We start from the raw sequence: 24,661 nt of genomic DNA on the forward strand, positions 1-24,661 counted from the left end.
GTGCATGAGCATACGGCTGGTGATGCAAGGGCAAAGCTTACGTCCGGAGCATATTACTACCGATCGACGGCAAGGCCGTAAAGGGATGTTGACGACAAGGCACCAACATCCGGTATTTCATCTGATGTATATTACCGGGGGAGCGGGCAGCTTCCTCGTTAACGACAGGAAGAGCCGGGCATTGCCCGGCTTCTTGTATGTCATCAACCCGAATGAATGGCATCAATTTCATGCGGATGATGATATCGGCCTGCATAATTTGGAATGCACGTTTCTGCTGCGTGATGAAGAGAGCAACGAGCCCGCGCAGACGGTGAACCTATTTGATTGGATCGAGGACAAAAGAGGCTATGTGCTGCCTGCCGGTTTCCGTGACGAGCCCATACTTGTACCGCCTGCTTTAAGGCCTTTTCTGCTTGAAGGCTTCAATCGGCTGCTTGATCCCGGCAATCGCTATGTCACGGCAGAGCATCTGTCGCTGATGGTGATCGAGCTGGTGCTGCGAATCGAACAAACGATAGGGAAGCTTAGCGGGCAGCTTGTTGATTCGACTTCGAAGGCACGAAATGCGAGAGCGCTGGCCAATGAAATCAATACGCTGCAGCAATACATGCGCGCTCATATCGGTGAACAGCTTAAGCTGGATGAGCTTGCCCACCATGTGCATTGGACGCCGAATTACTTGTGCCGTGTATTTAAAGCGCATACATCCATGACGCCGATGGCTTATTTGCAGCAGCTGCGGATGACGGAAGCAGAGAAGCTGCTGCTCTATACGGATTTTCCTGTGTTCACCATCGCTGAGCTGCTCGGGTACGAGGACGCTTCTTATTTTGCGAGATTATTTCGCAGACATCATGGCCGCGCGCCGAGCGAATATCGGATAATATAGTCCGCATTCGGTGTAAGATTCTACCTTCCTATCAGCACGCGGCGCCGCTATGATGAAGAAGAGAAGAACAATTCCAGTTCAAAGGCGGTCGGTGGGCAAATGCGATTAACGCTTGAGCAATTGATCCGATATCAAACCGAAGGGTATTTGATTGTGCCGAATGTATTCACGGATGAGGACCTGCGGCCCGTTATCGACGAGCTTTCGGCTGAGCTTGACGCAAGAGCCGGACAGCTTCTGGCTGAGGGCAAGCTGACGGAGCTGTACGAGGATGAACCCTTTGAGAAGCGCTATACGAGGTTGTACGAGCAGAGCAAGGAGATATGCCGGGGGTTTGATATTAACGGTTATTTGGGAGAGGCTATCTTTCGTTTCATGGGGAATGAAGGGCTGCTTGATCTGGTCGAATGCCTGTTAGGAACGGAGCTCAGCTGCAACCCGATTCAGCATATTCGCGCGAAACATCCCGCGAAGTCGACGCAGTCGGAACCGGATTATTTTCAAAATGTGCCTTGGCATCAGGATTGCGCCGTCACTTCGCCGGATTCGGAAGCATCGGAGATCATTACGTTCTGGCTGCCGCTTGTGGATGCAACCGCCGAAACCGGGTGCATGGAGATCATGCCGCATGTGTTCAAACAGGGGTATATCAACCATCGCTCAGAAGGCGGCACGACGATCGTGCCTGAGAAGCTGCCTGCCGTAACGCCGGTGTTGGCGGAGTGCAAGAAAGGCGGCCTCGTCATTATGAACAAGTATACGCCGCATAGAGGGATCTCCAATCGTTCGGATATTATCCGCTGGTCGATTGATTTGCGTTATCATAAGACGGGTGCTCCGTCCGGGCGATCGATACATCCATCCTTCCCGGTGCGGAGTGCGTACGACCCGGCAAGCGTACTGACCGATGTAACGGAGTGGCGGAAAATGTGGCGCGAGGTAAAGGAAGAGAAAGGGAAGAGCCTGCACCGCGTGTAGCTTCTGATACGAAACGGCCCATCACTGGGGCCGTTTTGCTTTGCGATAAGCCATCGGCACCATGCCTTTGCGTTCGCGGAAGATGCGGACAAAGGTTTTGTACGAGCCGAAGCCGACTTCAAGCGCGACATCGACGACGCTGAAGTCGGTGGACACCAGCAGGCTGGTAGCATGCCGCAAGCGCAAATCTTGCACGAAATGAACGAAGGTTTGGCCGGTCGTTTCCTTGATCACTTCGCTGATGCGAGAGACGCTCATGCCGAAACGATCGGATAGCTGCGATAAAGTCAGCTCATCGCGATAGTTGCGGTGAATGTGATGGATGATGGGCCAGATCGACGGATTGGTTTTGGCAGGGGAGGTTAACGGAACGTTCTCCGGCCGGTTCGCTCTGCGCTCCCGATCGAAACAAACGAGCAGTTCCTTCAATCTCGCCTGCAGCAAAGTCTGCCGCCATGGTTCATTTCCCGTATACTCCTTCAGCATGTCTTCAATGAGAAAGAGCATTCGCTCCTGCTTCGCGCCCGTAAAAGTCGTATAGGGTTCAAGGAGGCTTGGTTCAATCAGATCGGAGAGACCGTCGCCGTGTCCGGAATCGATGAGCAAATCCATGCTGAAATTGCAGTTGTAGAGCACAAGCGTGCTGCCGGGTTCGGTGAAGATCTCGTGGACCTGATAGGGCTGCACGAACGTAAACGTGCCCGGGAGCATCTCGTGTTTCACATCGTTGATGCTTTCCCGGCCTCGGCCCTCTACCACATAAGAGAACTCCAGAAAATCGTGGCGATGCGCTCGAAACCCTTGTTTGAGTGTGTTCAAACTCATATGCAGCGGAAACGCGGAATCCATATTCGGGTATGTTTTCAAGTAATCCGGAAAAAAGGTCATAGAATGGGCAGCCTCCGAAGAAATGGGACGTTTATCGAAATATGAGTCACGCTTTTTTCTATGTACTACTTTATCATAGAAATGGTAGAAGAAGTGATGGATCCGAGGAGGCAGATGGATTAACATGGCGATTCGAATTGGTATCATCGGTGCAGGCAATATTGGAAGCGTTCACGCGGCACAATTCTCGCAGCTTGGCGAGCTCTGCCAAATAACCGCAATAACAGATGTGTTTCTGCCTTTGGCTGAGCAACGGGCCAAGGAATACGGCATCGCCGAGGTGCTGGCATCGCCTGAAGCGCTCATTCAAAGCGATAACGTGGATGCGGTTGTAATCGGCGTACCCAACCAATATCATGCGGAGCTGGCTATTCAAGCGATTGAAGCCGGCAAACATGTGCTGCTGGAGAAACCGATGGGCATCAACGCCGATGCGGCCAGACAAATTCTGAAAGCAAGCCGCTCCTCCGATCGCGTCGTCATGATCGCCCATCAGATGCGCTGGGAATCGGTTCCGATGCAAATCAAGGAACAGATTGACCGCGGCGAGCTGGGTCATATTTATACGGCCAAAACAGGCTGGTACCGCCGCAAAGGCATACCGGGCTGGGGCACATGGTTCACACGTTCCGATCAATCCGGCGGCGGTCCGTTGATTGATATCGGCGTACATATGCTGGATCTCGCGCTCTACCTCATGGGCAATCCGAAGCCGGTGTCCGTCTACGGTGCCACCTATGCGGAGTTTGGGCCTAAACGCAAAGGGATTGGCACATGGGGGAAGCCGAATTGGGAAGGCATCTATGATGTCGAGGACTTGGCAACGGCTTTGATCAAAATGGATAACGGCAGCACGCTGTCGCTTGAAGTCAGCTGGGCCGTTCATATGGACACGGATAATACGCCATTCGTACATTTGATGGGTACGGAAGGCGGCGCAAGTTACCGTGGCGCCCAAGGCAAGCTGTTGACGGAGAAGTTCAATAAACCGATGGAAATTCCGCTTAGCAAACCGGAAAACGACGAGAATGAGCGCTTACGTCTCAGCCGTCATTTCTTGAGCTGCATTCAAGAAGGCAAGCAGCCGATTACGTCCGCGCTGTCCGGGTTTACGAACAATCTGGTGCTGGATGCGATCTATGAATCGTCCCGCACCGGCAATGAAGTGAAGCTGGATTGGAATCTATAAAACAATTGGAGGATTACGACTATGTTAAGAGGGTTATCACATGCCGGACTCGGCAAGATCGGAAGCGATGAGAATCTAATCGCAGCCGCAAGTCAATACGGCTTTCATACGGTAGATATTAACGCGAAGGGACTTATTGAGCGCAATGGGTTGGAAGGCGCTAAGGCGCTTCTCGCGAAACATGAAGTAGCGATCGGCTCGATCGGTCTGTCCGTGGAATGGCGGGACTCGGAGGAGAAGTTCCGCGAGGGGCTCAGCAAGCTGGCGGAAGAGGCAGCGGCTGCCGCGGCTCTGGGCTGCACGCGCTGCTGCACGTATGTGCTGCCGGCCACGAACTTTAAAGCGGCACATTTTACGGTGCTGGCTACACGCAGACTGCGTACATGTGCACAAATTCTAGGAGCTTACGGCATCTCCTTGGGGCTGGAGTTTGTTGGTCCTCACCATCTGCGCACCGCATGGGCGAATCCGTTTCTGTGGACGCTGGAAGAAACGCTCGATTGGATCGCCGCGATTGGCGAGCCGAATGTCGGCTTGTTATTCGATGCGTACCATTGGTACACGAACGGCTCGACCATTGCCGATATCGAGGCATTAACGCCGGATCAAATCGTTCATGTTCACATTAACGATGCGCCGGACCTGCCGGTTGAAGAAGTACGCGATAACGGCAGACTTTATCCGGGCGAGGGCGTTATTGATTTGGCGGGGTTCCTTCGCGCGCTGAACGCGATTGGCTATAAAGGTTCTGTGACGCAGGAGATTCTCACTGCCGAGCCGCCTGCACAATCGCCGGAGGAGCTGCTTGCGCGCTCCAAGGCCGGGTTCGACCGCGTGTATACAGCGGCCGGATTGGCATAATTGTGATCGAAAATCCCGCAGGGTCGGCTGTATTGGCCGATTCTTGCGGGATTTTTTTTTGGTGTTTTCGCTGAGATAACAGCACGAGCCTGCGATTGGGAACTTGTAACATGGCATCCGCGGATCAAATTCCGAGATGAAATATGCTACAATTATAGAATCACTTACTAGAATAGGAGACGGTCAATGAATATTCATGAGGCAATTCGAACGAGAAGAAGTATTGGCAAAGTGTCGCAGGAGCCGATCGACAAAGCGGTAATCGAGCAGATTTTGGAAGCGGGCATTTATGCGCCGAATCATCGTTTAACGGAGCCTTGGCGGTTCTTTGTCCTTCGCGGAGATGGACGCAAGCAGCTCGGCGATGCGCTTGCGCGTATTGCGCTTGCAGGCGAGGCAGACCCATCATCGCCCGAGAATGAGATCAAAGCAGAATCAGCCAAGAAAAAAGCGTTCCGCGCACCTGTTATTATCGCGGTTGCCGTCTCTCCCGCGGAGCGGCACGATATTATCGAGCTTGAGGAATACGGCGCAGTAAATGCAGCCATCCAGAACATGCTGCTTACGATACACGCACTGGGCCTTGGCGCTGTATGGCGCAGCGGAGAGCCTTGCTATCATCCCCTCATGAATGAAAGCTTCGGCCTGCGTCCGCAGGATAAGATGCTCGGCTTCATCTATCTCGGCGTTCCGGATATGGCTCCGCCGCAAGCGAAGCGGGCGGCGGCTGAGCTCAAGACGACTTGGATTGACGGCTAGACTGGTTGGCAGCCAATGCCATGCAACAAAAAAGAAGAGATGACTCCCGGATCAACGGGGTATCATCTCTTCTTTCTTGTTTAGCGGCTTCTCTTTATTAATCAAGAAACTGGCGGTTTCCAGCGCCAGCTCCAATTGACCGGTTGTCATGTAATAGTTGAATAAGTCCTTCTCGTAACGCTCGACCAGCATGGCGTCTCCATTCTTGCGGATCACGGCCAGCGCATTGTTGCGCAGGTAACTATAATATTGCTCGTGCTGTTCTTCGATCTTATAGAGGAGGAGCTGGAACCGAATTTGCAGCATTTGGTCATGTATTTCTTTCGCCGACCGAAGTCCGCCTTCCGTAACGCGCAGCAGCTCTTCTTTGTTCAGCAGATTTCCCTGCAAGGAGCAGCGGATGTACCCTTCAAGCGACAACAGATACAGCATCGTCTTCGGATTATTCAGCTCCATCGAAGCTTGATAATACTTGGATGCCATCTCGTAATTGTTTTGTTCCAAATATTCATAGGCTAAATTGTGCAGCGCGATCCTCTTACGCTCCGGCGTGTTGCAGATATCGCAGGTCTTAATCAAGTTCTCAAAACGCAAAATAATATCCGCTTGGTTGCGATTATCATCGAACACAACCTGCAGCAGCAACAGCATCTCCGCATCGATGGTGCGTACGAAGTTCCGGCTGTCTTTGAAGAAACGAAGCGACTTCTCCCCGTAATAATAGGCCATCATGTGTGAACCGATCCAATGATAGGCTACGGCCATATGATAGTAATATTCCGGATTGTTATATTCCTCGGCGTCAATTTGCTTCAACGTGTCAATCGCAGTCCGATAGTCTTGTTTGGCAAGAAAACAGATTCCCGTTACATGAAGCAGGAGGTTGCCCTCGTAGGTCGGGAGTTTGGCCTGGCTGCGCTGCATCTTCTGAACGATGGTATAAGCGGCGTCCGGCTGGGAAAGCGCCAGATAATATTTGGCCTGAATCAATTGGTAGAGTGCCGTATAATCCGAGATTTGAATCAGCTGCTCATTCTCCAGCTCAAGCTTAATCGCTTCCATCTCATCTAGAAGCAGCATCACGATCGCTTCATGCCAAGCAAATAATCGCTTCTTAATCGTGTTTAATTTAACGAGCTCATATTCGAGGTTGATATTCAACCGTTCGGTAAGGAGTGAAATGACCTCAGGTGAGAAATCCGTCGAGCCTCGCTCGATTTTACTGATATGCGTATCCGAGCAAATGCCTCTGCCTAGCTGTTCTTGGGTCATACGTGCTTGTTCGCGATAAAATTTGATGATTTTCCCTACATGCATGCGTGATTCCTCCAACTGCACCCCATAACCGCTACTATACCTTCCTGGTTCGACAGGGCTTGAGAATGATACGGATTTCACCATTATAACATGACCTTGAAGCCTGTATGACAAAAAGAAAAGACAAGCAGGGAGTTCTCTTCACTCCGTTCTGCTTGTCTTCACTGTATTACAGGGAAACGTCGATCTGAACTTCATTCGGACGATAAACCGCAAGAAGTTTGCCGGCAGCATCTGAAGCGAACATGACAGTCCGCTCCTGTGGAAGTGTAAAGGCGTACGCGGCACCCGTCTGCGGATCGCGAACTTCAATCGCCGTATCGCAGCCGAATTCCGACACGAAGATGTAAAGCGAGCCGGAAGCGAAAGCCAGCTTGCGGCCGTAAACGCCGGGCAGCTCCCCGCCATGCAGCCATTCGAGCTCTTCGGCAACGCCGGCTTGCGCCAATGCTGCACCGTACACCGCTTGCAGCGGCTCAAGGCGTTCGTTCAGCTCCAGCGGAAGCGGGCACCAGAGCAGGCGACCGGCGCCAAGCGCGATATCCGTTACTTTAGCCGGGCCTTTATCAGCGGAAGCGAAGACACCTTTGTTGCTGTCCGTAATGCGATCGCCTCCGAAGGAAATCGGGTGCAGCGCGCCATTGCCAAGCTCAAGCAGCTCTTCGCGCAGCAAATTGCTGACAGCGTTCTGTCCCAGCTCGTCGGTCAAACGTTCAACCGGGCGCCAGTACTCGTCAAGGCCGAGCGGGCCGGTAAAGAGAAGCGTGCCGCCATTTGCCTTCACATGCGCTAGAAGCTGATCCAGCGCTTGGCTGCTGAAGTTATGCGCGCTTGGCACGATAATGAGCTTCGGTTTCGTAACCGCAAGCGAATCCAGCTGGTATTCCCCAAGGCCGAATGCATGTACATTCATCGTGTAGGACAGTGTGCGAATAGCGCGGGTCGTTGCCCCGTAAGCCAGCTTCCGGTTCGAGAAGTCATTGGAATAAGGGAAAACTACCGCAACTTCTTCCAGCTTACGATCCACGAACAAGTCGCGAATTTGCTCCATGAAAGCGCCGAAATCATACGATACGTTCGCTTCCGGCTTCTCGGTCCCGTCAGCGCGCAGCGCTCCGATATGGGACTCATTGATATTGTTCATGTAGAAATTAATGTTCCAGATCCACTGAACCGCACCGGCTCCGCCCGTAGAGAAGGCATACGCATATTTGCGTTCCAAAATGTTGCGAAGCTCTTCCTCGCTGCGCTTAGCGCGGCCATCCGGTGTTTCGACGTACATAATGCCGGTCTCTTGAATGAGGTTGGGTTTATCCGGTGCCTTGGCGAAAATACCGTCCCATACGAGATTGTCCATCAGCCACCACGAGTGAACCGTTGTATAATCGACCTCTTGCGCATAGAAGAACGGCGATGGACGCTGAGCGCCAAGCCCTTCATCCTGGCCAACGGTCACGAGCTGCTTCGGCTGAATCGCGCGAATGGTAGCAACGAGCTGGGATGCCCAGCGGTTGTGCATATCCATCGTGAACAACGTATAGTCGAGCCAAGGACCGCTATGTTTCTTCAGCGTATTGGTCGTACCGAAGCTGATTTCGCTGGCTTCCGGAAGTTTCGCGGACTCGAAAGAAGGCAGCTCCGAAGGCGTCATGTTCCAGCGCTCTTGAAGCAAGCGGATCGAGCCATGGCGCTCTTGCAGCCATTTGACATAATGGGCTTTCTCGAACTGATCATGAGCCGAGCGCGGTCCGGAGAAGATCCGTGTCGGATCGAACATTGATGGTTCATTGATCAAATCCCAATGTACATGCTTGGATTCGGCATGGCGGGACACGATAGCCGCGATGAACCGCTTCTGCGCTTCTACGCTGCGGGGATCCAGGTAAGGGTTGACGCCTTCCCATGCTTCCGGCGTGAAAGCAAAGAAATTGAACGTAACTTCAAGATCATAACGCTTTGCAGTCAGGAAGAAAGCATCGATTGCGCGCAGCACTTCTTCATAAGGATGACCGTCTACGTACATGACGCTGCGATACGCTGTCCAGATCCCGGTACGAATGGAGTTGATGCCCGCGCGTTTCATTTGCGCCATGTCGCGATCCCATACAGCGGCATTCGGCAGGAACAAATATTTACGCGCCACGTCGCTCGTCATGTAGGTCATGCCGACAATTGGCAGCGGACGGCCGTTTTTCCGGAAATAGTCGCGGTCGCAAGTAATCATCTCGCCGGAAGTGAGCAGCGCTTCATCCATGCCCCAGAAGCCTTGGCGGAGCAAGCGGCGCTCGCCCGCAGGGGAAACGGCTTCGCATTCCACGATATAGAACCCTGCTTCTACGTTAAACGGCAATACGATGCGTTGAATGCTCAGCTCTCGGCCAATCGCAAGCTCTGCCTTGCTGTTCCATACTTCAGTGAAATCAGCCTCTTCATATACAAAAGAAGGAGTAGGCTCGCTGACCGTATTGCTGTTCGCCTTGCGCACGCGCATATGGAACGACCACGCCGCTGCTGCATGGTTGCTTGCCTGCTCGTCACGAGCCAATTGCAGCTGCTGACCTTGCAGCATCAAGACCGGACGCTCGCCAAGCTCATACGAGCCGTAATTGGGCTTCAGCCATAGCTCCGTAACGCCATTCGATGTAAAGCCGGACCACTCGGAAAGGGCGGCAGCGCCATTGCCTGTCCAGAACGTGCCGCGCAGCGGCTGATTAATTAGAATCCAGCGACCGCCGCTGAAAGGGCCTTTCGTATGCTCCAGCAAGATCGCAGGCGCTGACAGCTCGCGCGCAAGGCCGTCTCCGCTAATCCCGCGAAGCAGCGGATAGATGTGGGCGTCGATCGGGCCGGCAGAGCCGCCCTCGCCGGGCTTGTCATCCGCTCTTGTGACATGCAGCGCAAGGCCGAATGTGGACTCAACGGTAAACGACGATTCGTAGTCTGCGAAGAGCGGAATATCGCGGAAATGCTGCAGTTTAGCAACACCATCCACGGTGACCGGAAGGGCTTCGTGGATATGGAGCTGCTGATGGTAGGCCGTTTGATCCGGCTCGACCTGCCACTCGCCGTTCTCTTCATATACAGGAGTCTTAAACGGTGCGCCGCCTGCGGTCAGCAGCCCTTTTCCTTCTTGAGCATGCTTCAGAATGGCCGGCCAAGCCGATTTAGGGAAATGCGAACCATGAAGATGCACATAAGCAGAAGCGCCAGGCAACCGCTCGGCAAGCTCAGCTGCGGTTACGATTTGGAAGCTTTCTCTAAGCGACGCAAGCGTCGCTTCATCAGGGCGATCTCCGGTATAAGGGAAACTTTCATCATAGAATAGAATCGTGCTGCTCATTCAATGTCACTGCCTCTCATCGTTAGTTCTTCTTGTTCACATATTGTTAGGTTTGTTAGGTTGATCTGCTCTTTATCCGGGGCCAACTTTAGAGGTAAACTAAAGAAAAGTCAATCGGAATTATTGCGAGTGTGAAGGAGTATGGCAACCGTGGCACAGAAAATATCGATGCAGCAATTAGCCGACCGCTTAGGGGTTTCCAAATATACCGTTTCCCAAGCGCTGGCAGGCAAACCGGGCGTCAGCGAGGCGACTCGCAAGGAAGTGACGGCTCTGGCCGGCGCGCTTGGGTACAAGATGCGTCCTCTACCTGCCGGGCCGCCAGAAGAAGCGCAGGTAACGCGAATCGTACATATTGGTTTAGATGAACATCATGCGAAGGAGCCGCATTTCTGGCAGCGCGTCAGAGAAGGGCTGGAGGCAGGCTGCCGGATGCATGGATTAACGCCGCAGTTTTTTACATTCGGAATGGCGGATAATCGAACCGCGCAGGATTGGCTGGAGCCGGAGCCGGAGGCTGACGATGCGGCAGCCGGTACGGCGGCAGGGTTCATTATTGCCGGGAAATGCCCGCTGGACACGCTGCTAAAGCTGAAGCGGCTTGGTCTTCCGATTGTGCTGGCCGACCATGAAGAGCCGTTGATCGGAGCGGATGCTGTGCTTAATGCGAATACGGATGCGGGCCGAATGGCCTGCCATCATTTGTTGACGCAGGGCTGCAAATCTCTTGCGTTTGTCGGTCGCGACAGCTTTGCCGTCAGTTTCCGCGAGCGATGGTGGGGATGCAGGCTGGCGATGGATGAAGCGAAAGAAGGACGGCGAGGTGACGGTGAACCGGGAAAGACGGCCGCTCAGTTGAAGAAATGGACCGTACCTTATGGAAGCGCGCAATGGCATTCGTGGCAAACCGCACTTGAACGGCGATTAGATGTCATGTACAACACCGCGATGGCCGGAAAGGAAGCAGATGACCGTCAAGAAGAACTGCCGGATGGGTACATTTGCGCTAACGATGATATCGCGCTATATCTGCTTCAGCTGCTGCATCAGAAAGGCGTCATGAAGAACGTGAGAGTTGTCGGCATTGATAACACGGCTCCGGGGATGGATGCGGTTATTCCGCTGACTACGGTGGATTTGGCGAAGGAGTGGCTGGGAATTCGAGCGGTGGAGCAATTTGCGCGCAAGCTTGCACAGTCCGAGGCGCAGCCGGAGAAAATCATCCTTTCCGCCAGGCTGGTCGTGCGAAATTCGGGCTGATCGATTTATTCGCGGCTGGACAAATCTCGTATCCGCACGAGCCCGCATAAGATAGCGCAGAAGCCGTTTCAGGCGGAGAGGAGCCTCCCCACATGCAAATGGAGCAACATGCCCGTAGAGTTACGATGCTGCTTGCGCTTGTGCTGTTCGTGCTGCTTGTCGTATTGTTGTTTATCGCGTTTCTATAAGTTTCAATTTCCGAGCATTGCCGTGTAAACCTTTGGTTGCCAAACTGAAGGTTTATTTGCATTTGTTTAATCACCTGTCTCCTCTGCCAAATTCGGCATAATGGACGACAATTTAACACATACTCCAGAAAGACGAACCCAAGGAGGCAACCATCATCGCAACGAAAAGCGCAGGACAAGGCAAATACAAAAAAATGTCTATGTCACCTAAAGAATATCAGGATTACGCCAAAAAACGCGAGCCGGCACGATCCGTGCTGGCTAATTGCGTTCGGGCTTTCATAGTTGGTGGGTTTATATGTGTACTTGGACAAGCCATATCGGAAGCGTTCATCTATGGGCTCCATATGTCCAAAGAAGATGCGAGCAATCCGACGGTAGCGGTACTCATTTTCATTTCTGTCATTCTGACCTGTCTTGGCGTTTACGACAAGATTGCGCAGTGGGCAGGAGCAGGCACGGCGGTTCCCGTTACAGGCTTCGCGAACTCGATGTGTTCCGCAGCGCTTGAGCATCGCAGCGAAGGACTTGTTCTCGGTGTAGGGGCCAACATGTTCAAGCTGGCAGGATCTGTCATCGTTTTTGGCGTCGTTGCTGCATTTGTTGTCGGTATCGTCTATTTAGTGTTCGGAATCGAGGGGAGTTTCCATGCTACGCGGTAAACAAACATGGTGGTTTGATCAACGTCCGGTCATTATCGGCGCTGCGACGGTCGTCGGTCCGGACGAAGGCGAAGGACCGCTTGCAGCAGATTTTGATCTTGTCCATCCGGAGCTCGACATGCAGCAGAAGAGCTGGGAGAAGGCGGAGCGTCTCTTGCTTGAGCAAGCGTCCGAAATGGCGCTGAAATATGCCAAAGTGAACAAGCAGCAGCTGCAGTTCTATGTAGGCGGCGATCTGATGAACCAAATTATTAGCAACAGCTTCGCGGCCAGAACGATCGGCGCCCCTTATCTTGGTGTTTTCGGCGCTTGCTCCACGTCGATGGAATCGCTCGCCATTGCGTCGCTTATCGTCAATTCCGGTTCGGGCGAATATGTGCTCGCGGGGACTTGCAGCCATAACTGTACGGCGGAGAAACAATTCCGTTATCCGACGGAATATGGCTCTCAGAAACCGCCGACGGCGCAATACACCGTAACCGGAGCGGGCGCGGTCGTTGTTGCCCCGTCCGGGGACGGTCCCGTCGTGGAATGCGCGACCATCGGGCGCATTGTTGATCTGGGTATTACGGATCCGTTTAACATGGGAGCGGCGATGGCTCCGGCTGCGGTCGACACGCTGCAGGCTCATTTCAACGACACAGGCAGACAGCCGAAGGATTATGACTTGATCGTGACGGGGGATCTGGCAACCGTCGGTCATGGTATTGCCAAGGATCTGCTGAAGCGGGACGGCGTGCCGATGGAGGACACTGTTTTTGGCGATTGCGGCTTGATGGTCTACGACGTGCAGAACCAGAAGGTGCAAGCCGGCGGAAGCGGCTGCGGCTGCTCGGCGGTAGTGACCTACGGTCATTTGCTCAAGCGGTTGAAGCAGGGGGAATTGAAGCGGATTCTGGTCTGCGCGACAGGCGCACTGCTCTCTCCGCTCTCGTTCCAGCAGGGCGAATCGATCCCTTGTATCGCTCATGCCGTGGCGATTGAAAGTCCGATGCACAACTAATAGCGAAAGAAAGGAGCAGAGCTTACATGATCTATTTATGGGCTTTTATCGTAGGCGGAGGGATCTGTGTCATCGGCCAGCTCATGTTTGATATCGCGAAGCTGACACCCGCGCATACGATGGCAACGCTCGTTGTCGCAGGAGCCGTGATCGACGGGGTCGGCTTGTACGAGCCATTGGTCAAATTTGCCGGCGCAGGAGCAACAGTGCCTATAACGAGCTTCGGTAACGCGCTTGTGCACGGCGCGGTAACCGAGTATCAGCAAGATGGCTGGATCGGGATCATTACCGGCATATTCAGCATCACGAGCGCGGGGATTTCCGCCGCGATCATTTTCTCATTTTTGGCAGCGCTGGCGGTTCGGCCTAAAGGGTGACGGGAGCTGCTCACAACCCTATGGAATAGCGGAAAATATAGGCAATTTCACTGAATTGGAGGGTCCCTGTGGGATTCTCCAATTTTTTTTGGCGGATATGTTGCTATACGAGTTGTTGTATTTTTTGTAAAATAATAGAATCACAACACTCATATCCAACTACCATCATCCGGGAGGAATTGTCATGGACAATCGTACAGCTGAGTATCGCTTATGTAAGGAAATTCGCCGTAATCTAGGCAGTTGTATATTGGGTAAAGAAGTCGAAATCGAGAGACTGCTGACGGCGCTGCTTGCAGGCGGCCATGTGCTGATCGAGGACGTCCCTGGGACAGGCAAAACGCAGCTTGTAAAAGCGCTCTCCCGTACAATAGGCGGCCAATTCCGACGAATTCAATGTAATCCCGATCTGCTTCCGACTGATATAACGGGCGTTGCCATCTATCATCCGAAGAATGAAACGTTTATGTTCCGGCCCGGTCCGGTCATGACGAATTTGCTGTTGGTCGACGAGATAAACCGGGCCACCACGAAGACACAATCGGCGCTTCTGGAAGCGATGGAAGAGCATCATGTTACGGTGGATGGCGAGTCTCATGAATTGCCGGTGCCGTTCACGATGATTGCCACGCAGAACCCGATTGAATTCGATGGCACTTATACACTCCCGGAAGCACAGCTTGACCGCTTTATGATGAAGCTTACGCTGGGATACCCCGATGCCGCGACGGAGAGACAAATGATTATCGCTCCTAATGCCTCCTCGCCGGCAGATAAGTTGGAATCAGTAGTCGATGTCGAGCAGATCGCCGTCATGATGGAAGCGGTTAAACGTGTACATCTCGACGAAGCGGTTGCCGATTATATCGTACGGATCGTCCGCGCAACACGTGCACACAGCGGCGTACAGCTGGGGGCGAGCCCGCGTGCGGCGATTTCCCTGACCGCTGCTGCCAGAGCAAATGCTTATCTGCAGGAACGGGATTACGTCATTCCCGATGATGTGAAGCTGCTGGCTTCTTCGGTGCTTGCCCACCGGATTATTATGCATACGGAATCCAGAATGAACGGTTTGAAGCCTGAGGACGTGATTCAGTCCGTCATCCGCGACACGAATGTCCCTGTCCGAATGGAGCGCTGACGCTTATGCTTACGGCTAAAGCGACAATGTTCAGGTGGCGTTTCATCGGCCTTGTCTATGTGATTTCGCTCTTATTTTTACTTTTTCAAGGCGGTAAAACGTCCTTCATGTTGTTCTGTATCTTTAATGTCCTTCTTATTTATCTGGTCTTTGGCAGATGGAGCGGCATTGCGTCTGTGACCGGCGTGAGGAGGCTGAGCAACGGTGCGAACTCGATCAGCGAGCAGGCGTTGTCTGCCGGAACACGGCTTGAAGTCAGTCTGACCATGCAAATTCCCGGCGTCTGGCCAATCCCTTATGTCCTCGTTCGTGACCGTTTGAAGAGTCTGAGCGGAACCGTAATTCCGATTGAAGCTTCCTTTGTGCCGAACTATCGGAGAAACGGCGTTGTTCAATATGTAACACCGCCGCTTGAACGCGGCGTATACCGGTTTGATTCAACAGAATGCTCCACGCGGGATATATTCGGTTTATTCGAGCATACGGGGTCATTCGAATCGTCGGAGCCGTTCACCGTTTACCCCCGAATCGTCGAGATTCGGCAGTGGAGGCAAATGAAACGTGGCTCGAAAGGGCCGTATTCGACATCCGCATCACGCTTATCGGCGAAAGAAACGACACAGATCAACGGTGTCCGCGAGTATATTTACGGTGATCGCCTTTCTAGGATTCATTGGAATGCCACGGCCAAGACGGGGCAGTGGAAATCGAAGGAATTCGAGCGTGAATCGCTTCCCAGAACCGTCGTTATGCTGGACCGCTATGCCGGTGCCTATGAGAATAAGGACCAATTCGAGCTGGCGGTTTCGGCTGCCGCCTCGCTGCTGGAATTCGGTCTTCGCCGAGCAACGGCCGTCGGGTTGATTTCCGTCGGAGCGAAGAGTGACGGGTTTACGCCTAAAGCGTCCGCCGAACAACGCGAGCTGATGATGAACCATCTGGTCCGAGTAAGAGCGGACGGGGAACAGCCTCTTTATCGCGCAATCCGGCAGTCGGGGACGCTTGCAGCGGCGGGGTCTTTCGTCGTTATCGTCAGTCCGCAAGTTGGCGAAGAAACGATTCGTGCCATGGAGTGGCTAAACCGCAGCGGCGTCGTGCCCGTACTCATCCATTTGCAGTCCAAGACCGCTGCCGGCAGAACCATCGCAGGCGATATCCGCGGCAACGAATGGATGAAGCTGCTGCGTAAGAGCGGCTTCGCCGTGCATTCGATCAGCTCGCTGCAGGAGCTGCCTGACGCGCTTGAAGGAGGTCAACTGTAATGAGAACCTTCAATCGTGTGGCAATCAAATGGTTTTCCGCGGATGTTTACAGTAAACTATCGGCTATTTTCTCCGCGCTTATTGTCTATCAATGGATTCGATGTCTGGGTGACTATTGGTGGTCGGAGACCTACACCATCGTCAATGGCATTCTGTTTGCCGCAGTTGCCGCTAATCTGCTCATCCCATCCAAGCTGCTTTCCGGCACGGTTCAGCTGCTGTCGCTGGTAGGCCTTAATGCCGCTTACTCGGGGTACGTGTGGGTGGCCTTCGAAGGCGATAAACGGTCCGCCGCGCAATGGCTGGATTGGTTCAAACTCCAGTACGATCAGCTGACGCCATTTATCTGGATAAGCCTTGGCGTATGGGCCGTATTCCATGCGATTGTGCTGCTGCGCCATAAACGAGCTTATATGATGATGGCCGTGGGACTTGCTATTCTATCGCTGGCTGCGGCAGATTCCTTGTTCACGCCGATCCATTTGTGGGACGAAATTGCATGGCTCGTCTTTATCGGACTTGGCTGGCTGGTCGCGAGCCACTTCTCCAGATTCAAGGAACGCCATCCTGAGAATTGGGCGCAGCTGCTTGAGTATCCGCTCAGTCTGTTTCTGCCGATGCTGCTCATTATTACGCTCGTTATGGGTGCCGGATTGTTTGTTCCGGCCGTGAAGCCGATCTTGACGGATCCCTATACGGCGTGGAAAGAAGCGCGCGGCGAATCGATTCCCAATTTGGTTGGCGATAAAGCAATTATTGTACCGGCTTCGAAGAATAATGCGGATGGGCAATCCGGCTACAGCCGCGATGACAATGAGCTGGGCAACGGATTTGAATTCGACTACACGCCGGTCATGACCGTCACGACCACCAAACGAAGCTATTGGCGCGGCGAAACGAAGTCGCTCTATAGCGGTAAGGGCTGGACGGAGGCGCCGCAGGAGAAGAAAGAGAAGGCACTAGGCTCTATCGAAAGCAAGCAGGTACTGAAACCAAACGGCATTGCCGATACGACCAAGACAGAGGTCGTCGATCAGACGGTAACGATGCTGAAGAAGGAGAAGTATCCGGTCCTATTCGGCGCAGGACCGATCTCTTCCGTGGTTGCGGTGAACGGCAAGAATACGTCGCTGCCTAAACTGAGCTGGATGTCTGATTCCTGGGAGCTGCGGCTTCCCAAGTCCGGCGCGGCAGGCTACCCCGAGAGTTATATCATTCAATCGAGCATTCCGATTCTGGATGTAGCTGCGATGGAAACCGGAGCACCTGCAACGCTAAGCAAGGACATCGATCCGATGTATTTGCAGCTGCCGGATACGTTACCGGTTCGTGTCAAACAGCTGGCTCAGAATATAACGTCTACAGCTGCAACGCCGTACGATAAAGTGAAATTATTGGTCTCCTATTTGCAGGCCACCTACTCTTATACCAATACACCGGACTTATCGAAGCGAGTCAGTGATGATTTTGTGGATTCCTTCTTATTTGAAGTACGCGAGGGTTATTGTGATTACTTCTCGACTTCACTTGCCGTAATGTCACGCACGCTTGGCATTCCTGCCAGATGGGTGAAGGGATACTCGCCGGGCTCGAAGCCGGTCGATCCGGATATGCAGCGTCTCCAAGGGATGACGGGCATCGAACCGGAGGAGAGCGACGCAGGTACGTATACCGTGCGAAACGCGGATGCGCATTCATGGGTTGAAATTTATTTTAACGGTTATGGCTGGCTGCCGTTCGAAGCGACTTCCGGATTCGCATTCCCTTATGCGGTGCCGAAGGACGCAGCGGAACCCGAGCTCGCACCTGTTCCGGTTCCGGAGCTGGACAACGAGACACAGCCTGCTGAAGAAGGCGGCTTTAAGGTTAAAGCTTGGATGTTCTGGACGGCAGCATCCGTGCTTGCGCTGCTGCTCGCGGTGCTTGGCTACCGACCGTTGCTGGCTCAATTCAAACGATCTCGCGGCGGTTCCGCCACGATCAATGAGCGAATTGTGAGAGAAACGAACCGTTTGATCAAGTATTGCCGCAAGAAGGGACTCGACTACAATGAGTATGAGACGGTCCGGGAGACGATGGCACGCTGGTCGGGAAGACTCTCTTCGCTGCAGACGCATTTCCGTGAGGTTCAAGTGGCATTCGAGCAAGCGATGTACAGCAATAAGACGATGACGAGGGAAGAAGCAGATCGTTTGTCGCTGACGATGAAACATATCCGGGAGCATTTGGGATAACTGGGCTTACAAGCCGCTAAGAGGTGCGTTTACGCATCTTTAGCGGCTTTTTTGCAACAAATTCACTAATTATGGTATAGTTTGCGTGATAGCGATAAGCAGGGGAGTCGAAACTATGTTTGAACGGCTGTTGCCGCACATGCGCGTCAATACCATTTATGATATCAATTTGCATACCTTGAAAGAGCAAGGGATGAGAGGCATCATTACAGACCTCGACAACACACTCGTGGGAGCAAGAGAACCGCTGGCTACGCCGGAGCTTGTCCAATGGCTCGACGATGTGCGCGATAATCTTGGCTTCAAGGTTGTCATCGTATCCAACAATAATCAGACACGTGTCGGGAAGTTCGCGGATCCGCTGAATATTCCGTTCGTTCATGCTGCCCGAAAGCCGGCTGGAAGGGCGTTCACTCGCGCGCTTAAGGAGCTTGGTTTGCCTGCGGAGCAAACGGTCGTAATCGGTGATCAAATGATGACAGATGTGCTTGGCGGAAGAAGGATGGGATTGTTTACAATTCTCGTCCGTCCAATCGCACCACATGATGAAGGAATCATGACCCGTTTCAATCGGTTTCTGGAACGCATTGCCCTATCCCGTCTGCGGAAGAAAGGGCTATGGCCCGAGGAGGAACATAAGAAATCATGACTACTTACCATCAAGAAGACAAACTGGCTTGCGCCGGCTGCGGTGTCAAGCTGCAGACCGAATCATCCGATAAGCTGGGGTACATCCCGCAAGCGGCGCTTGCCAAGAATCCGGCCATCTGCCAAAGATGCTTCCGAATCAAGAACTATAATGAAGCAGCGTCAATCGCTGTGGATCAAGACGACTTTCTACGGCTGCTAAGCGGGATTGCGAATACGCAAAGCCTGGTTGTGCATATTGTGGATTTGTTTGATTTTGAAGGCAGTTTGATCTCCGGCTTGCAGCGGTTCGTGGGCAACAATCCCGTATTGCTGGTCGTGAACAAGATTGACTTACTGCCGAAGAGTATTAACCCGAACCGGATTCTAAACTGGGTGCAGAAGCAAACGAAGGCGCAGGGCTTGAAGGTTGTCGATGTGGTGCTTTGCTCCGCGAAGCGCAATATCGGCTTTGATCGCGTTATCGAAGCCATCGGCACACACCGCGGTAAGCGGGATGTGTATGTTGTCGGCGCCACCAACGTTGGCAAATCGACGCTGATCAACAGGCTGATTCGCGACTATAGCGATCTGGATCGCGAGCTGACCACTTCCCGTTACCCGGGTACAACGCTTGATGCGGTTCATATTCCGCTGGATGACGGGAATGAAATCATCGATACTCCCGGTATCGTGTATACGCACCGGATGACAGAGATCGTGCCGCGCGAGGTGCTTGGCGCGTTGCTGCCGGATAAACCGATCAAGCAGCTCGTTTATCAGCTGAATGAGGGGCAAACGTTGTTTGTCGGCGCATTGGCGAGGTTTGATTTCATAGAAGGGGATCGCCAATCTTTCTCCCTCTATGTCTCGAATGCGCTTCAGGTACACCGGACGAAGCTGGAACGCGCGGATGAGCTCTACGAAACGCATAAAGGCGAAATGCTCGCGCCTCCTTCCAAGGAGCAGCTGGCGGAAATGCCGGCTTGGACGCGCCATCGGATGACGATCAAACGCGGCACGGATACGGATGTGTTTATTTCCGGTCTGGGCTGGATTCATATCAACGGCAGCAGCGGCGCGCTGATTGATGTATTTGCGCCGAAGGGGATTCGAGTGCTGCAGCGTGATGCATTGATTTAATCGAATAGCCTAACAGCCGATTCATCTTGCATGGGGAGAGTGAACAGAAGGATGGGCAACGCAGTGGACAGCCATACCGTGCTCTACGGTGTAATCGGGGATCCGATCCGGCATTCGAAATCGCCGATTATGATGAACCGGGCATTCCGAGAGACCGGAATCAACGGCATTTACACCGCTTTTCATATTACCGGTGACCGACTTGGCGATTTCGTGGCAGGGGTGCGCGCGATGGGAATCCGCGGCGTGAACGTGACGATCCCGCATAAACTCGAGATCATGCCGCTGCTTGATGAAATCGACGAGAGCGCGCAGGCGATTGGTGCCGTGAACACGATCGTGAACACAGACGGTCACCTGACGGGCTATAATACAGACGGTCTTGGTTATGTTCGATCGCTTAAAGAAGAGGCGAAGTCGGATCTTGCCGGTGCGAATGTGCTTATTATCGGTGCAGGCGGAGCGACAAGAGGCATTCTGTATGCTCTGGCCCGTGAAGGCGTCGGCTCCATTACGATCTCCAACCGTACGGTCGCTCGTGCCGAAGAGCTTGCGGATGCATTCCGCGCACTGGTGCCTTCGATTCGCGCCATTGGGCAGGAAGAATTGCAGGAAGCCTGCGGTCTGCATGACATCATTATTAATACAACCTCGCTTGGCATGTATCCGAATGTGGAAGCCACGCCCATCGACAGTGCTTGGCTGAAGCCGGATACGGTGGCGAGCGATCTGATTTATAACCCGCTGACAACGAGATTTCTCGCGGAAGCGGAAGAACGAGGCTGCCGCATTCACGGCGGGCTCGGAATGTTTATTTATCAAGGCGCGTACGCCTTTGAATATTGGACGGGCCGTCCGGCTCCGGTCGCCGCTATGCGGGAGACGGTGCTGGAAGCGCTGCTCGCCAAATAAGGAACGTGCAGCTTTTATTTTGACGAGAGAAGGAATCACATATGTTAACAGGTAAACAAAAACGTCATTTGCGCTCGCTTGCGCATCATTTAACGCCGATTTTTCAAGTAGGTAAAGGCGGCACCAACGATCATCTCGTTCGCCATATCGAAGAAGCGATTGAGGTTCGGGAATTGATCAAAGTATCGGTGCTCAACAATTGCATGGACGACCCTAAAGAAGTAGGCCGATGGATCGCGGAAGAATCCGGCTCCGAGCTTGTTCAAGTCATCGGCAAAACGATCGTATTGTACAAAGAATCGAAAGATAACAAAACAATCGAGCTTCCATAAGGGCGGGTTCGGCTAAGGCGAGAGGAGTCATGTCGTTGATTAAAGTGGGATTTATGGGCGGAACGTTCGACCCCATTCATTATGGCCATTTGCTTGCTGCCGAATCGGCACGTGAAGCTTGCGGACTGGACGAGGTTTGGTTCATACCTGCCGGCCATCCGCCGCTGAAAGAAAACGGGCCTCTTGCTGACGGCCAAACCAGGCTGGAGATGGTGTACCGTGCCATTGATTTCCAACCTCATTTCCGCGGGATGGATGTGGAGCTGGAGCGGGAAGGCACCAGCTACACGATCGATACGGTGAAATCGCTCATGGAGCTGTACCCCGATCGAGAGTTCAGCATCATTATCGGTTCGGACCGCGTCAATGACTTGCCGCAGTGGCACCAAATCAATGAATTGGCAGCGTTGGTTCGTTTTATTGGTGTTCGCAGAGCCGGTGAGGAGCTGAAGGTTGACGCGCTTCCCGCGTTTCTGCAGGAAAGGCTGTCCATCATAGAGATGCCGCAAATCGGTATCTCATCGACAGATATTCGTAATCGCCGTGCACAGGGGCGGTCGATTCGTTTCCTTGTTCCGGAGAAGGTGTATTCGTTCATCAGAAGGAACGGTCTCTATGAATCGTAATGAGATGATTGCCAGGGTAAAAGCCGAGATGCCGGAGCGGAGATGGACGCATACGGTTGGCGTAATGGAGACTTCGATCATACTCGCGGAGCGGTTTGGCGCCGATCCCGTTAAGGCAGAGCAGGCAGCTATTTTACATGATGTTGCCAAATATTGGGCCACCTCCCGTATGGAAGCGATCATTCGGGAAGAAGGACTTCCCGCTGAATTGCTGGCGTTCGATAAAGAGCTGTGGCATGCGCCTGTCGGCGCGTTCGTTGCCGAGCGCGATTACGGCGTCACAGACCCGGCCATTTTAGATGCGATCCGTTACCACACCTCCGGTCGCGAGGGGATGACGTTGATGGACAAGATCGTCTGCCTGGCTGACTATATGGAGCCCGGACGTGATTTTCCCGCAGTGCAATCTATCCGGGAATTAGCGGAGCATAGCTTGGAACGCGCCTTGGTCGCAGGCTTTGATTCAACGATTACTTATTTGCTGCAGCAGGGTAAACGTATTTATCCGCTGACATTTGCAGCGCGCAATGATTTACTACTAACGATACGGGAGGCGGGGCTATGACGGTTCATTCCGACGAGCTGCTCAAGCTTGTAGTTAAGGCAGCCGATGATAAAAAAGCGCAAAATGTAATCGCGCTTGACTTGAAGAACATTTCGCTTGTAGCGGACTATTTTGTTATCTGTCACGGGAATTCGGATGTGCAGGTGCAGGCCATTACAACGGAAATCCGCAAACAGGCGGAGTCGCGCGGCGTGCGCGTTCGCGGAATCGAAGGCCAGGATACGGGAAGATGGGTGCTGGTAGACATCGGTGATGTCGTTGTCCATGTGTTCCACCGCGAAGAACGCGAATATTACAATATCGAACGTCTGTGGTCCGACGCGAAGGTCGTGGAATTCGCATGAGTCTAATAGCCGGTACTACGATGAAGCTTAAGCTGGCGCGCGAAGTTTCGCCTTACGGTTATTTCATGACCGACGGAGAATCCGAAGTGTTGATGCACTATACCGAGCTTGTTGGACATCGTCCGCAAATCGGGCAGTTCTATGATGTATTTCTGTTCTTTGATTCAGAGGATCGCATCGCCGCGACGATGAAGACGCCGCTCATTCAGCTCGGCACCGTGGCGAGATTGGCTGTAGCGGATATTCATCCGCGAATCGGAGCCTTTCTTGAGATGGGGCTTGGCCGTCAGCTGCTGCTGCCGCTGTCTGAGCAGCCGGAACTGAAGGAGCTGCGTCCGAAACGCGGCGATGAGGTTCACGTCATTCTTGCTCATGACAAAATCGGTCGTCTTGTTGCTAAAGTGGCATTCGAGGAAGAATTGGCCGAATTGGCATTCCATGCGCCTCAAGCTTGGCATAACACTTGGGTTGAAGGCTGGGTAACGAAGACGCTTAAGATCGGATCGTTTGTCATGATTGATGGCGGCGTGATCGGTTTTGGCGCATACGGCTTTATCCCTGCGGATGAGCGGACGCGGTTGCTTCGACTCGGCGAGCGCGTGAAAGCACGTGTCACTTTCGTCCGTGAGGATGGACGGGTAAATCTATCCATGAATCAGCGCAAGGAAGTAGGACGCGTGGAAGATTCGGAGCGGATTCTCACGTTCTTGAAGGAACGCCCGAACGGCGCGATGCCATATTCGGATGAAACGCAAGCCGAAATCATCAAGCAGAAATTCGGCATCAGCAAAGGAGCGTTCAAGCGTGCGATCGGCAAGCTGATGCGTGAAGGACTTGTCGTCCAAGAAGGAAGCTGGACGAAGCTGACCGAGCAAGCGAAGGCGGCGGCGGTTTCGACCTCGTCTGCTTCTGCTGCAGACGCGGGGGAGTAGAGATGGAAGCTTATCGGCATTTCGCCTCCGTGTATGACAGGCTGATGGAAGAGATGCCGTATCCGCAGTGGCTGAAGTTTGCAGAGGAATGCTGGACAAGGTACGGAACGCCGAAGTCTGTCGTTGATCTGGGATGCGGAACCGGCAGCATTGCGATTCCGTTGGCGCGAAGCGGCTATCAGGTCTTCGCGATTGACCTCTCCTCCGATATGCTGACCATCGGACAAAGCAAGTGGGGGGAAGAACCTTCGCGCAGCGGCGGTTCGATCACTTGGCTCCAGCAGGATATGACCGGGTGGGAGATTGGCGAAGAGGTCGATTCCGTTATCTCCTTCTGCGATTGTATCAACTATCTGACGGAAGAAGATGAGGTTCAAGCCGCTTTCCAGGCAACCTATCAAGGCTTAAAACCAGGCGGTCTGTTCCTCTTCGATGTTCATGCGCCGAATACGTTAGCTCGGTATGCCGCGGAGCAGCCGTTTGTACTCGATGATCCGGATGTGGCTTATATCTGGACCTGCGAGCTGGATGAAGAGCGGGTAGAAATCGAGCATCGCCTTACGATATTTGCGCAGGAGAGCGGCTCGCGAGACAACCGATTCTCGCGCATCGAGGAGATGCACGTGCAGCGGGCGTATGATGCGGAGTGGATTCGGGAATCACTGCTAATGGCAGGCTTCAGCCGCGTGGAGCAATTTGCTGATTTCACGCTGGATGCGCCTGATTCGGAAGCAGAACGGCTGTTTTTTGCGGCAATCAAGTGAATTTGACCGATTCCGGGCGTTCTGCGCCTTGACATGACAGGATTCGCTTATTTATAATCGAACTA

The 24,661-nt window shown here is 53.2% G+C and carries 24 protein-coding genes; 21 read left to right on the forward strand and 3 right to left on the reverse strand.

The window, feature by feature from the left end; all coding sequences use genetic code 11:
• Positions 1 to 4: 4 nt before the first annotated feature.
• Both I8J30_RS25845 and I8J30_RS25850 read left to right on the forward strand, forming a co-directional pair.
• Entirely contained in the window at positions 5 to 892 is an 888-nt protein-coding gene (locus I8J30_RS25845; RefSeq protein WP_210663072.1) for a helix-turn-helix transcriptional regulator, read from the forward strand.
• 99 nt (positions 893 to 991) lie between these two features.
• The gene (locus I8J30_RS25850) at positions 992 to 1,870 is read left to right on the forward strand and encodes a phytanoyl-CoA dioxygenase family protein (RefSeq protein WP_210663074.1); all 879 of its coding nucleotides are present in this window, start codon (positions 992 to 994) and stop codon (positions 1,868 to 1,870) included.
• Positions 1,871 to 1,891: 21 nt separating this feature from the next.
• Here I8J30_RS25850 and I8J30_RS25855 read toward each other — a convergent pair whose 3' ends face one another.
• On the reverse strand, positions 1,892 to 2,758 hold the full coding sequence (locus tag I8J30_RS25855; RefSeq protein WP_210663075.1) for a helix-turn-helix domain-containing protein: 867 nt from the start codon (positions 2,756 to 2,758) through the stop codon (positions 1,892 to 1,894).
• 124 nt (positions 2,759 to 2,882) lie between these two features.
• On the opposite strand from I8J30_RS25855, the gene I8J30_RS25860 reads away from it, so the two are divergent.
• From I8J30_RS25860 to I8J30_RS25870, 3 genes are all read left to right on the forward strand, one after another.
• Entirely contained in the window at positions 2,883 to 3,947 is a 1,065-nt protein-coding gene (locus I8J30_RS25860) for a Gfo/Idh/MocA family protein (RefSeq protein WP_210663077.1), read from the forward strand.
• A gap of 21 nt (positions 3,948 to 3,968) precedes the next feature.
• On the forward strand, positions 3,969 to 4,808 hold the full coding sequence (locus tag I8J30_RS25865; protein ID WP_210663078.1) for a sugar phosphate isomerase/epimerase family protein: 840 nt from the start codon (positions 3,969 to 3,971) through the stop codon (positions 4,806 to 4,808).
• Between the two features lie 186 nt (positions 4,809 to 4,994).
• A complete protein-coding gene (locus tag I8J30_RS25870; protein WP_210663080.1) occupies positions 4,995 to 5,567 on the forward strand; it encodes a nitroreductase family protein in 573 nt (190 codons plus the stop codon).
• A gap of 51 nt (positions 5,568 to 5,618) precedes the next feature.
• Here I8J30_RS25870 and I8J30_RS25875 read toward each other — a convergent pair whose 3' ends face one another.
• Entirely contained in the window at positions 5,619 to 6,884 is a 1,266-nt protein-coding gene (locus I8J30_RS25875; RefSeq protein ID WP_210663082.1) for a helix-turn-helix domain-containing protein, read from the reverse strand.
• Between the two features lie 169 nt (positions 6,885 to 7,053).
• Positions 7,054 to 10,224, reverse strand: coding sequence for an alpha-amylase family protein (locus tag I8J30_RS25880; protein WP_210663084.1), 3,171 nt, complete (start codon positions 10,222 to 10,224; stop codon positions 7,054 to 7,056).
• 150 nt (positions 10,225 to 10,374) lie between these two features.
• On the opposite strand from I8J30_RS25880, the gene I8J30_RS25885 reads away from it, so the two are divergent.
• The 16 genes from I8J30_RS25885 (at position 10,375) to I8J30_RS25960 (ending at position 24,596) form a co-directional block, all read left to right on the forward strand.
• Complete coding sequence (locus tag I8J30_RS25885; RefSeq protein WP_210663086.1) at positions 10,375 to 11,484, forward strand: LacI family DNA-binding transcriptional regulator; 1,110 nt, start codon at positions 10,375 to 10,377, stop codon at positions 11,482 to 11,484.
• 382 nt (positions 11,485 to 11,866) lie between these two features.
• Entirely contained in the window at positions 11,867 to 12,334 is a 468-nt protein-coding gene (gene spoVAC, locus I8J30_RS25890) for a stage V sporulation protein AC (protein ID WP_210663088.1), read from the forward strand.
• Positions 12,321 to 13,337 (forward strand): stage V sporulation protein AD, encoded by a 1,017-nt coding sequence (gene spoVAD, locus I8J30_RS25895; protein WP_091219814.1) that lies wholly within the window; start codon positions 12,321 to 12,323, stop codon positions 13,335 to 13,337. Before spoVAC ends, spoVAD begins: the two co-directional genes overlap by 14 nt.
• A gap of 26 nt (positions 13,338 to 13,363) precedes the next feature.
• Positions 13,364 to 13,714, forward strand: coding sequence for a stage V sporulation protein AE (gene spoVAE / locus I8J30_RS25900; RefSeq protein ID WP_091219812.1), 351 nt, complete (start codon positions 13,364 to 13,366; stop codon positions 13,712 to 13,714).
• 184 nt (positions 13,715 to 13,898) lie between these two features.
• Positions 13,899 to 14,855: an AAA family ATPase gene (locus I8J30_RS25905; RefSeq protein WP_210663090.1), complete on the forward strand. Its 957-nt coding sequence runs from the start codon at positions 13,899 to 13,901 to the stop codon at positions 14,853 to 14,855.
• A 5-nt stretch (positions 14,856 to 14,860) separates the two neighbouring features.
• Complete coding sequence (locus I8J30_RS25910; RefSeq protein WP_210663092.1) at positions 14,861 to 16,117, forward strand: DUF58 domain-containing protein; 1,257 nt, start codon at positions 14,861 to 14,863, stop codon at positions 16,115 to 16,117.
• A complete protein-coding gene (locus I8J30_RS25915) occupies positions 16,117 to 18,351 on the forward strand; it encodes a DUF4129 domain-containing transglutaminase family protein (RefSeq protein ID WP_210663093.1) in 2,235 nt (744 codons plus the stop codon). Before I8J30_RS25910 ends, I8J30_RS25915 begins: the two co-directional genes overlap by 1 nt.
• A 94-nt stretch (positions 18,352 to 18,445) precedes the next feature.
• Positions 18,446 to 19,000 (forward strand): YqeG family HAD IIIA-type phosphatase, encoded by a 555-nt coding sequence (locus tag I8J30_RS25920; protein WP_338044952.1) that lies wholly within the window; start codon positions 18,446 to 18,448, stop codon positions 18,998 to 19,000.
• The gene (yqeH, locus tag I8J30_RS25925; RefSeq protein ID WP_210663097.1) at positions 18,997 to 20,121 is read left to right on the forward strand and encodes a ribosome biogenesis GTPase YqeH; all 1,125 of its coding nucleotides are present in this window, start codon (positions 18,997 to 18,999) and stop codon (positions 20,119 to 20,121) included. The genes I8J30_RS25920 and yqeH overlap by 4 nt, the downstream gene beginning before the upstream one ends.
• 51 nt (positions 20,122 to 20,172) lie before the next feature.
• Positions 20,173 to 21,033: a shikimate dehydrogenase gene (gene aroE, locus I8J30_RS25930; RefSeq protein ID WP_210663099.1), complete on the forward strand. Its 861-nt coding sequence runs from the start codon at positions 20,173 to 20,175 to the stop codon at positions 21,031 to 21,033.
• A gap of 41 nt (positions 21,034 to 21,074) precedes the next feature.
• Positions 21,075 to 21,365 (forward strand): ribosome assembly RNA-binding protein YhbY, encoded by a 291-nt coding sequence (gene yhbY / locus I8J30_RS25935; protein WP_210663101.1) that lies wholly within the window; start codon positions 21,075 to 21,077, stop codon positions 21,363 to 21,365.
• Between the two features lie 29 nt (positions 21,366 to 21,394).
• Positions 21,395 to 21,991, forward strand: coding sequence for a nicotinate-nucleotide adenylyltransferase (nadD, locus tag I8J30_RS25940; RefSeq protein WP_338044949.1), 597 nt, complete (start codon positions 21,395 to 21,397; stop codon positions 21,989 to 21,991).
• Positions 21,981 to 22,556 (forward strand): bis(5'-nucleosyl)-tetraphosphatase (symmetrical) YqeK, encoded by a 576-nt coding sequence (yqeK, locus tag I8J30_RS25945; protein ID WP_210663104.1) that lies wholly within the window; start codon positions 21,981 to 21,983, stop codon positions 22,554 to 22,556. Before nadD ends, yqeK begins: the two co-directional genes overlap by 11 nt.
• Positions 22,553 to 22,900, forward strand: a complete 348-nt coding sequence (rsfS, locus tag I8J30_RS25950) for a ribosome silencing factor (RefSeq protein WP_091219788.1) — start codon at positions 22,553 to 22,555, stop codon at positions 22,898 to 22,900. The genes yqeK and rsfS overlap by 4 nt, the downstream gene beginning before the upstream one ends.
• Positions 22,897 to 23,832: a CvfB family protein gene (locus tag I8J30_RS25955; protein WP_210663106.1), complete on the forward strand. Its 936-nt coding sequence runs from the start codon at positions 22,897 to 22,899 to the stop codon at positions 23,830 to 23,832. Before rsfS ends, I8J30_RS25955 begins: the two co-directional genes overlap by 4 nt.
• Positions 23,833 to 23,834: 2 nt before the next feature.
• A complete protein-coding gene (locus I8J30_RS25960) occupies positions 23,835 to 24,596 on the forward strand; it encodes a class I SAM-dependent DNA methyltransferase (RefSeq protein ID WP_210663108.1) in 762 nt (253 codons plus the stop codon).
• The last annotated feature ends 65 nt before the right edge of the window (positions 24,597 to 24,661 follow it).

Origin of the sequence: Paenibacillus lignilyticus, assembly GCF_017942085.1 — a bacterium.
Lineage (GTDB): Bacteria > Bacillota > Bacilli > Paenibacillales > Paenibacillaceae > Paenibacillus_Z > Paenibacillus_Z lignilyticus.